Here is a 9,823-nt window from a genome sequence, read left to right as displayed (position 1 = left end):
GCTAAATAATGGGATAATTGCTGTGACGGAAAATCTTCTTATAGGTCTTATAGTATTGGCTTGAGAAAAATAAGTTTCGATCCTTGAAACTTTAATAGTGGTCACTAAGTGCGAGGGCTAGCGACTAACAGAAAACGAGTAGAAAACTTTATATGTTGCGTACAAAGGTGATTATCTGGAACGTAGTACTATTCCATGGCTATTTCCTTTTGCAGATGCCTCCTCAAGCGAGTCAAACTCTTCATTTGATAGGGAGTTTGTCCAGGCAATTACTGCGTGGCAGGTGCCTGCTTCAAGTGCGCGTTTGCTTAACTCAATGGCTGATATAGACTCAGACGATCGAAGAATCATAATTTCTTCCATTGCAAGCCCCTGGTGTTGTTCTTGCCACTTTTTGAGCAGTTGAATAGGCGGGTCAATCCAGGCAAGCCAGCGTTGCTCCTGATTTAACTGGCTCAGCATAGGAAGAACCATTTGAATGCTGTCAGCCTTATCTTTAGCGATGATAATTTCCGTGACATTTGCTGCGACATGCTCAGTCTGCTCGTTGCTTAGAGAGGCGCCAGAAGTTGAAGAACTTAAAGGCTGAGCAGGGTAAGTTAGCTGTACCGGGCTTTGGCCAAATTGGTTAATAGTATTCAGGTCGTCAAGATAGTCTGACTCATAAATAGATAGCTGCTTCATTGGATACCCTCCTTACGGATAACGCCTACGCCCAGGCCTTCAATTACTACATCTTGTTCTCTCAGATCGATCACGATGGGATCAAACTCTTCATTTTCGGCAATAAGCTCAACGATGTGTTTGTTTTTATTGAGACGTTTAACCGTTACTTCTTCGCCCACTCTGGCAACGACGATTTGCCCATTTCGAGCTGTTTCGGTTTTATGGACTGCAAGCAAATCTCCGTCGAGTATGCCGATGTCCTTCATGCTTTCACCTCTGACGCGTAATAAGTAGTCAGCAGAAGGAGAGAAAAACTCTGGCGCAAGTGTGCAGTAGTCTTCGATATTTTCCTCACCTAAAATCGGGTTACCAGCAGCGACTTGACCAACAATCGGTAAACCCTCGGGAATATCGCTTTGTGGTAAGCGAATGCCACGGCTGGCTCCGGGAACAATCTCGATCGCCCCTTTCTTGGCTAGTGCCTTAATATGGTCTTCTGCTGCATTGGCAGAGCGAAAGCCAAGTGCCAAAGCTATCTCCGCGCGAGTAGGTGGGTAGCCTGTTTCATCAATATTTTGTTTGATGAGCTGCAATACTTCGCTTTGTCTCTTGGTGAGCTTTAGCATGCCATGTAGTCCGTTAGGTTGAGTTAATATTTATCTGTGTGAATAACCAGTAACTGTAAATGTATACAGTAAAATGCGTTTTGTAAATGTTTTGGAAAGAACTTTTCCATATATTTTATTGAAAGCCATTTTTTACCGATGCATGATGTATCGAAAATGCACAGTTAAAGGCGGGCGAAAACTTGAATCTATCGACAACAAAAATAAATTCTATCTTCCACAAAACTTCTACATTGCTTCTTACGAGTGCTTTAGTGCTTAGTAGTGGTAATGCCAGCGCGAGTGTTGAAGGTGAATTAGGTTTTCAGACACGTACTTTTGTGGAAGAGGGTTTGGCCGGCCAGAGTCAATTTCAAAGCTCGCTAAGTGGGCAGATAGAATTCGATACATCATTAGGTCAAGGAGAGTTTGTAGCCAAGGTATTTGGTCGCTATGACTTTGAAGACGATGAGCGAACACATTTCGATTTACGCGAAGCGCTCTGGACCTACTACGGTGATTCTTGGGAGTTGCAGGCGGGTGTCGGAAAGGTGTTTTGGGGTGTCACTGAGTCTATGCACCTCGTTGATATCGTTAATCAAAGTGACAGCGTCGAAAACCCTGATGGCGAAGACAAACTCGGTCAGGCGATGCTTAAGTTTTCACTTGAACGAGACTGGGGAACGGTAGATCTTTTCTGGCTACCTTACTTTCGCGAAAGAACCTTTGTTGGTGAAGATGGTCGCTTGTCGGCTACCCCCGTGACTGTAAGCAATGATGAAGCGTTTTACGAATCTGGCGCTAAAGAATGGCGCAACGATGTTGCGATCAGATATTCTCATTACATTGGTGAGCTTGAATTTGCATTGTCGCACTTCTCGGGCACTAGTCGAGAAGCTAATTATGGTGGTTCGGTTGTTAACGGTGTTGTCGCTAAGCTCATTCCTTACTATTCAGTGATTGACCAGACAGGTATTGAACTACAGTATATTTATGACTCCTGGCTATTAAAGTTTGAGGGGATAACCAATTCTGGCTTTGACAGCAGATATAGCGCCGCAGTATTTGGCTTCGAATATACTCAAGTCGGTATTTTCGAAAGCTCTGCTGATCTGGGGTGGGTATTGGAATATATGTTTGATGACCGTAAAGAGCGCGCAACTCACGCTTTTGAACGAGATATTTTTGCCGGATGGCGTTATGCCTTTAATGATGAAGACTCTTCTGAAATCCTAACTGGCTTTATAGTTGATCCGCGTACTGAGGAAATAATGTTTTCATTCGAGGCGAATAAGCGTTTGGCGAGTGATCTTAAATTGAATATTGAGGCGCGCGTGTTTCACGGCGCCGAAAGTGACAATCAATTGAAAACCTACGGCCTTAGAGACGAAGATTATTTAGAGTTGGAGTTAGTGAAGTACTTCTAAAATTAGTGATTTTATGTCTAACTTAAATTTATTTATGTTTTTTTGTTGGTAAAGCTCGCTATATTGCTGTGATGACATACACTTTTGTTAAGTGCTGTGTAAATTGTAATTGAATGTTGAGAAATGCCATGTCTACTTTTATCTCATCTCCGAGTTCTAGCGCTGAAGGCGGGAGCCGCGTAGAGACAACCAATTTTGTGATCGATGCAAAGCACGATATCTTGACGATCGATATGCTTGGAACATGGAATGAGGGGAATACCTTAGACTATGTCGCTAGTTACAAACGCTTGGTTCACCGCTATTTTACCCGAGAGTGGGCTTGTGTGATCAACTTGAAGGGCATGGATATGCTTCTATCCGAGTCGTTTCAAATCGAAACACTAAAGGCGCTTAATGCTTGGTCTTATATTAAAGGAATGAAGGCTATTGCTGTTGTATTTAGTAGCAATAACCGAAGTCACTTGCTCTATCAGTTCGAAGAAATATTCAAGGTTAAGCACCCCTATGCAACGTCGGTATGCTTGAGTGAATTTGAAGCTTCTCAATGGCTTGATTCTCAGGGGTTTAAGATGAAAACCTTGAATTCGTCACCAAAACTAACAAGCATTGCTGTATAATCTCCGCGTTCATTGTCTAACAATTCTAGTTGCTTTCGCGGGTGATTTATTTTGATAAAAGTCTTAGTCGTTGATGATCATGATCTGATTCGTGCAGGTATTGCGCGTATGTTGCTTGATGACGGTGCGATTGAGGTAGTCGGTGAAGCATCTTCTGGTGAAGATGCTTTAAGCAAAGCGCGCGAACATTCCCCTGACGTTGTCTTGATGGACCTCAAAATGCCCGGCATTGGTGGGCTAGAGGCAACACGAAGGCTAAAGCGTCAAAATGAGCAAACAAAAGTCGTAGTTGTAACAGCTTGTATTGATGATCCTTACCCAAGCCACGTTTTAGAATCGGGTGCTTCGGCATATGTTTCGAAGAACAGCCATATTTCTGAGATGATCAAGGCAATCAAGCAAGTTCATAGCGGCGAGCGTTATATTAGCCCTGATATTGCACAGGCTATGGCCTTAGGTAAAGCGAACTCGTCTCCTTTTGACAGTTTGTCTGAGCGAGAACTGCAGATTGCCACGATGATTATGGATTGCCAGAAAGTTCAGAGCATATCAGACAAGCTTTGTCTGAGCCCAAAGACAGTAAATAGTTATCGCTATCGGATATTTGAAAAGCTGGATATCACCAGTGATGTTGAATTGACCTTGCTTGCTGTGCGAAATGGTTTGTTAGATGTCGACCGACCCAATTGATCTGCAAGAATCCTTCTCAGAATCTTCCTCATTTGACTCTAAAAGCTTTTTATCTGGATTGACTACAAGTCCGGGAGTCTACCGTATGTATGGTAGTGACGGAAGCATACTGTATGTTGGTAAGGCAAAGCATCTCAAAAAACGTGTTTCCAGTTATTTTGCTCGTCAGGGTTTGTCTCTTAAGACTCAATCGCTAGTCAGCAAAATCGCTAAAATAGAAGTCACGCTAACCCGTAGCGAGACAGAAGCGCTGATTCTAGAACAGAATCAGATAAAGACCCTTAAGCCCCCGTACAATATTCTCTTGCGAGATGATAAGTCTTACCCCTATATCTATTTGGCAAGCGATAAAGAATACCCTTCATTATCCATGAAAAGGGCGCGTAGCAAAGGGAAGGTTGGACGTTATTTCGGGCCCTTTCCAAGCTCTGGTTCAGTAAAAGAAAGCCTGAACATGCTTGAGAAAATCTTCAAGGTTCGCCAATGTCATGATAGCTATTACAACAACCGCTCTCGCCCTTGTCTTCAGTATCAGATAAAACGCTGCAAAGCTCCGTGTGTCGGTTTGGTTAGTCACGAAGAGTACCTGGAAGATGTTAAAAGTGTTGAGATGTTTCTGCAGGGAAAGAGTCCTGAATTAATCCGTAGGCTTATTTCGCAAATGGAGCAGGCTTCTATAGAGCTTAAGTTCGAAGAGGCCGCAGAGATAAGAGATCAGATTGAGCATCTTCGACATGTTCAGGAAAGCCAGTCTGCCGAGGGTGGGACGCAGAGCCTGGATGTAGTTGTACTCGTAGCAAAAGGCGGCTCGGTTGTAGCATCAATGCTTTATGTGCGTAACGGGCGAATTCTTGGCCATAAGAACTACTTCCCCAAGTTGTCTCTGGAGATGAGCAATAATGAAATGCTGTCGAGCTTTGTCGAGCAATATTATATTGGCCAGAATGAGTCTAGAGATATTCCGGGAGAGATTGTTCTAAACGAATCATTGAGTAATCAGGCATTGATTACCGAAGCCATCGAGCAGGTAGTTGGTAAGAAGGTGAAAATCTCTACCAAGGTGAAACAATTAAAGGCGCAATGGCTTAAGCTAGCGAGCACGAATGCAGAAAATGCCCTGCAAACGCACTTGGCTAATAAAGAAAACATGTTTCATAAGTTCGATGCTCTGGCGGAACTACTGCAGCTTGAGGATCGACCCAAACGCATGGAGTGCTTTGATATTAGCCACAGCTCAGGTGAAAAAACAGTGGGCTCCTGTGTTGTCTTTAATGAGGCGGGGCCAATGAAGTCGGACTATCGGACCTATAATATTGAAGGTATTACCGGAGGGGATGACTACGCTGCAATGCGTCAGACACTGGAAAGGCGCTACAAGGCATTGAAAGATAACCCCGATAAACGACCAGACCTGATTTTAATTGATGGTGGCAAAGGTCAACTAAATCTGGCACTTGAGGTCTTCGACAGGTTAAACTTGTCAGATCTTAATGTAATTGGCGTTGCCAAGGGTGTTACGCGTAAACCCGGCTTTGAAACATTGCTAATACCTGAAAAGGCTGGCCACTTAAAAACGATAGACTGTGCTTCTGATAATCCGGGGTTGCATTTAATTCAGCAAATACGGGACGAAGCCCACCGCTTTGCGATTACCGGGCACCGGAATCGTAGAGATAAGGCAAGGCGTCAATCAACGTTAGAGAATATTGAAGGGGTAGGGGCTAAGAGGCGAAAAGCGTTGCTGCAGTATTTTGGTAGCGTCTCGAATATCAAAAAGGCGTCGACCGAAGAAATAGCAAAAGTATCAGGAATTAGCACGAGTTTGGCAGAGCATATCTATTTGACGCTCCATAGCTCGTAAATAAAGTATTACTAAGGCAGCTAGAAGTTTTCATGAATTTACCAAATATCCTTACCGTTTCCAGAATTGTTCTTATTCCGGTTTTTGTCGTAGCGTATTACTTGCCGATAGAATCGAGTGCCATCTTAGCTGCAGCGTTATTTTTTATTGCAGGTTGTACGGATTATCTTGATGGCTACCTGGCAAGAAAGTGGAACCAGACTACACCCTTTGGTGCTTTTCTTGATCCAGTCGCAGATAAACTGATGGTGGCAATGTCCTTGGCGGTGATAATCGAAAGCTATTACTCTGTCTGGGTGACGATTCCAGCGATGATTATTATTGGGCGTGAAATTGTCGTTTCAGCCTTGCGAGAGTGGATGGCAGAGCAGGGCAAACGTGATAATGTTGCGGTGTCGTTCATCGGTAAGCTAAAAACTATGTGCCAGATGGGCTCCATTATGCTGTTGTTGCTAGGCCCTGAATCTGACTGGTTTTATTGGTCTGGGATTGGCCTTATATACTTCGCATCGATTCTTACGCTATGGTCAATGTACCAATATCTCACAGCATCGTGGGAGCACTTATTCTCTGAAGAGAGTTAGAAGCGGAGTAAGTATTACTGCTTTGGTATAAAAAATAATCGATCTGCTTCTCGGAAAATAGATAGCTGAAAAAAAGTGAATTATTCTCTTAAACATTGCTTGACTCTTAAATCGAATCCGTTAATATATGCGCCACTTCAGCAACACAGGCAACGCAAAGTTGTTTTTTACTAGAGTGTTGCAATGAAATATGAAGTGATCTGCGGGAATAGCTCAGCTGGTAGAGCACAACCTTGCCAAGGTTGGGGTCGCGAGTTCGAATCTCGTTTCCCGCTCCAAATTCTAAAAAACCTCGGATTTATCCGAGGTTTTTTGTTAGTGGACTATAAAGATTTATCGATATAGTTTACGGTGTAGTTTAAAGGCGCGATAGCAAAGCGCTTAGGGCTCTGCCCGATTAACAAGAGTGCACTGGATTGCTGCAATCCTACGGTAGAATTTGAAGCTCTTGTTTAGTACAAGTTTAAAGGCGCGATAGCAAAGCGCTTAGGGCTCTGCCCGATTAACAAGAGTGCACTGGATTGCTGCAATCCTATGGTAGAATTTGAAGCTCTTGTTTAGTACAAGTTTAAAGGCGCGATAGCAAAGCGGTTATGCACTGGATTGCAAATCCACGTAGGCCGGTTCGACTCCGGCTCGCGCCTCCATTTAGCATCCCTTTGGTGTTAAATGTAAAAGCCCCCAAAGCCCGGGTGGCGAAATTGGTAGACGCAACAGACTTAAAATCTGTCGTCCTTCGGGACGTGCCGGTTCGATTCCGGCCCCGGGCACCATACTCATTTCAGTCAGATTCATTCAATTACAGTCAAGTACTGTCAAAGTCCAATATTTACAGTGGCTTAGCGTAGGTTGTCGCCTTTCAGGTACGTTCATATCCGGTCAATTGCGTCAGATTCAGTCATGCTTTACCCCTTGCATATTTTTATTAGGGGGTAAATTGGGGGTAATTCTCAGTTCGATTTAGGAGTTACCCCTTATGCAGAGACGTCGATTACCTGGAAAATTAACTGATGCAGAAATTAGAACACTACAATACTCTGCGGCACTGAAATTGCCTTTCTTTGCTCATAGTCATAGAAAACCACACCGGTCTTTGCCAAGGTAATGATTTTTGGCTTATCTTTGTCATCTGTGGCTTTGCTGACTCGGTAGAGCATTTGGCAGCTTCTATTCGACACCTCCGTGACAGCAATATCAAATACCAATTCATCACCAAAAAAAGCCTCGTCGATATACATGACTTGCAGGTCTGCCAGAATGTAGCCTTGAGCGCTGTCTTCAAGTTCACATATACCTATCGATTCAAAAAAAGCAGCCCTGGCTTCATGAATCATCGAGACTAATTTGTCATGGCCGAGGTGCTTACGGTAATTTACGTCCTGTATCCGAACTGATTGCGACATCGAGAAGTGAGCGTAATCCGGGAAATCGATACTAACTTTGGACATTCTAATTTCCTATTTGCTTAAGACAATTCGGTAATGCGCCTTGCCACTCTCAAGTCTGGCTATCGCTTCATTGACTTGGTCGAACTTGAAGTGCTCAACCTTGGGTTTAATGTCGTGTCGCTTTGCAAATGACAACATATTGCGCAGTGCTTGCGGACTCCCAACAGGAGAGCTAGACACTGAGCGTTGACCGGCCATCAATGAAAATACGTTAAGATCTAAAGGCTCAAGTGTCGCACCGACAAAATGTAGCTTGCCCTTGGGGGCGAGTGTATTGACGTATTGGTTCCATTTGAGTTTCACATTAACGGTGGATAAGACCAAGTCAAACTTGCCGGCCAGAGCGTTGAGTTCGTCAGGGTTTTTGGAGTCAACGGTATAGTGCGCACCAAGCTCTAGGGCTTCAGCTTTTTTAGCTTCAGATGAGGTAAAGGCCCAGACTTCACAGCCCCAGGCACGTAAAAACTGTAGGGCTAAGTGGCCTAGTCCACCAATCCCAATGACGCCAACGGTGTCGATGGGTTTAATGTTGTATTCAACAAGTGGATTGAAAACGGTCACGCCAGCACAAAACAAAGGGGCGGCTGAAGGCTCTTCAAAACCCTCGGGTAAGGCAACGACGCTACTTTCTTCCGCGCGTACCTTGTCAGCAAATCCGCCGTGATGACCGATGATGGTTCCTTGGGCTGAAGCGCAAAGGTTATGGTCGCCGCTATGGCAGGACGAGCAGCTCATGCAGTAGCCAGAGTGCCAGCCTAAGCCGACAGTCTGTCCAATTTGAATCGACTTAACGCGCTTACCGATGGCGTTCACTTTGCCGATCACCTCATGCCCGGGCACAAAAGGGTATTGGGTCATTCCCCATTCGTTGTTGAGCATGCTTAGGTCACTGTGGCAAATGCCGCAGTGCTCGACGGCAATTTCAACTTGGTCGTCTGGTAAATCACCAGGATCGTATTCGAATGGTTTTAGTTCACCACCTGCTTCAAACGCTGCATATGCTTTAATCATGGTAGAAGTCTCCTAAGCCTTGTCGATAGAGTAGTCTAAAAGAAATAGATAGCTGACAGCAAAGCATTCAGCATCATTATCAAAAAGTCAGTGATAAAAATGAATAGCATGACGCCTTTTACTTGCCACACACCTTTGCCGCTTCGATTTTGTACGGCTACCGGCACGTTGAAGGCGAATTGAGGCGTATAGGACGTTTAAAGCACCTTTTCACCCTTCGGATGAAGTAGCATACCCGAAATTGCCGCTCATTTTTATTGCCTAAGCCCCGGAATTTAGCTTCACAGCGCCCAAAGAAGGTCGTATTTTGGTCGATTTGACCGAAAAGTGCCTGGCGAATGGATCTTTAGCCGACAGTTGCCCCACCGGCCTGCCGCAAAGGCTGACAGTACATGGATTGAGAGCTTAGGAGCGTCAATTAAATAAACGAGTCTGCGATGGGCCGAACAGGCTGGGAGTCAGTGGTGGGGCTCGCTCTGGCGGCTGGGTGTGATGGTTAGTATCGGCTTTGGCCGCCTTCTGTTTGAGATGTTTAAGAATCTGCTCGATTATGTCCGGATCCTCAATGCTGGCAATCACTTTGACATGCCCTCCACAGTGCTCGCAAACCTCAATATCAATATTGAAGACTCGCTTAAGTCGCTGCATCCATGTCATGGCATGGTGCCGCTCTTCAGGGGTCTTATCGAGCCAGTCAGTATCGGCTGCTTCTAGTTTGTCAGGCTTTTTTCCGCGTTTAGCCGGTGTGACCTGAACACGGTGTTTGCTGTTCGGTGCGAAGACTCCGTGGAATCGGGTGAGGTTGACGCGCGGCTTGGGTACCAGTGCAGCCAGCTTGGCCATGAAGTCCATGGGTTCGAAGATCACATGGGTTGTGCCATTGCGATACGGGGTTTTGAGTTCATACCGAA

10 protein-coding genes and 3 tRNA genes are annotated in these 9,823 nt (G+C 44.9%); 8 read left to right on the top strand and 5 right to left on the bottom strand.

Features of this window, described 5'->3' with window-relative positions; genetic code table 11:
* Positions 1-171: 171 nt before the first annotated feature.
* The gene (locus tag A3729_RS10140; RefSeq protein ID WP_068633773.1) at positions 172-684 is read right to left on the bottom strand and encodes a cell division inhibitor SulA; all 513 of its coding nucleotides are present in this window, start codon (positions 682-684) and stop codon (positions 172-174) included.
* A complete protein-coding gene (lexA, locus tag A3729_RS10135) occupies positions 681-1,292 on the bottom strand; it encodes a transcriptional repressor LexA (protein WP_068511122.1) in 612 nt (203 codons plus the stop codon). The genes A3729_RS10140 and lexA overlap by 4 nt, the downstream gene beginning before the upstream one ends.
* A 254-nt stretch (positions 1,293-1,546) precedes the next feature.
* Between lexA and A3729_RS10130 the strand changes: the two genes are divergently transcribed.
* The 8 genes from A3729_RS10130 (at position 1,547) to A3729_RS10095 (ending at position 7,226) form a co-directional block, all read left to right on the top strand.
* Entirely contained in the window at positions 1,547-2,698 is a 1,152-nt protein-coding gene (locus A3729_RS10130; protein WP_082882078.1) for a hypothetical protein, read from the top strand.
* A gap of 128 nt (positions 2,699-2,826) precedes the next feature.
* Positions 2,827-3,318 carry a hypothetical protein gene (locus A3729_RS10125; protein ID WP_068633771.1) on the top strand — a complete coding sequence of 164 codons (492 nt, stop codon included), beginning with the start codon at positions 2,827-2,829 and terminating at the stop codon, positions 3,316-3,318.
* Between the two features lie 51 nt (positions 3,319-3,369).
* Positions 3,370-4,008 (top strand): UvrY/SirA/GacA family response regulator transcription factor, encoded by a 639-nt coding sequence (gene uvrY / locus A3729_RS10120; RefSeq protein WP_068515802.1) that lies wholly within the window; start codon positions 3,370-3,372, stop codon positions 4,006-4,008.
* Positions 3,989-5,869 (top strand): excinuclease ABC subunit UvrC, encoded by a 1,881-nt coding sequence (uvrC, locus tag A3729_RS10115; protein WP_068515799.1) that lies wholly within the window; start codon positions 3,989-3,991, stop codon positions 5,867-5,869. Before uvrY ends, uvrC begins: the two co-directional genes overlap by 20 nt.
* Positions 5,870-5,901: 32 nt before the next feature.
* Complete coding sequence (gene pgsA, locus A3729_RS10110) at positions 5,902-6,453, top strand: CDP-diacylglycerol--glycerol-3-phosphate 3-phosphatidyltransferase (protein WP_068515797.1); 552 nt, start codon at positions 5,902-5,904, stop codon at positions 6,451-6,453.
* Positions 6,454-6,655: 202 nt separating this feature from the next.
* Positions 6,656-6,731, top strand: a tRNA-Gly gene (locus A3729_RS10105).
* Positions 6,732-7,026: 295 nt separating this feature from the next.
* Positions 7,027-7,100 (top strand) — tRNA-Cys (locus A3729_RS10100).
* Between the two features lie 39 nt (positions 7,101-7,139).
* Positions 7,140-7,226, top strand: a tRNA-Leu gene (locus tag A3729_RS10095).
* Positions 7,227-7,472: 246 nt separating this feature from the next.
* Here the strand turns inward: A3729_RS10095 and A3729_RS10090 are convergent.
* The 3 genes from A3729_RS10090 to A3729_RS10080 form a co-directional block, all read right to left on the bottom strand.
* On the bottom strand, positions 7,473-7,901 hold the full coding sequence (locus A3729_RS10090; protein WP_068514211.1) for a thioesterase family protein: 429 nt from the start codon (positions 7,899-7,901) through the stop codon (positions 7,473-7,475).
* 9 nt (positions 7,902-7,910) lie between these two features.
* Positions 7,911-8,912 carry an NAD(P)-dependent alcohol dehydrogenase gene (locus A3729_RS10085; RefSeq protein ID WP_068515794.1) on the bottom strand — a complete coding sequence of 334 codons (1,002 nt, stop codon included), beginning with the start codon at positions 8,910-8,912 and terminating at the stop codon, positions 7,911-7,913.
* A gap of 414 nt (positions 8,913-9,326) precedes the next feature.
* A partial coding sequence (locus A3729_RS10080) for a transposase (RefSeq protein WP_197475757.1) occupies positions 9,327-9,823 on the bottom strand: 497 nt, incomplete at its 5' end.

It is taken from the genome of Oleiphilus sp. HI0043, from assembly GCF_001634935.1.
Note: the sequence above shows the minus strand (reverse complement) of the source record. Positions and strands in the feature narration are given on the sequence as shown.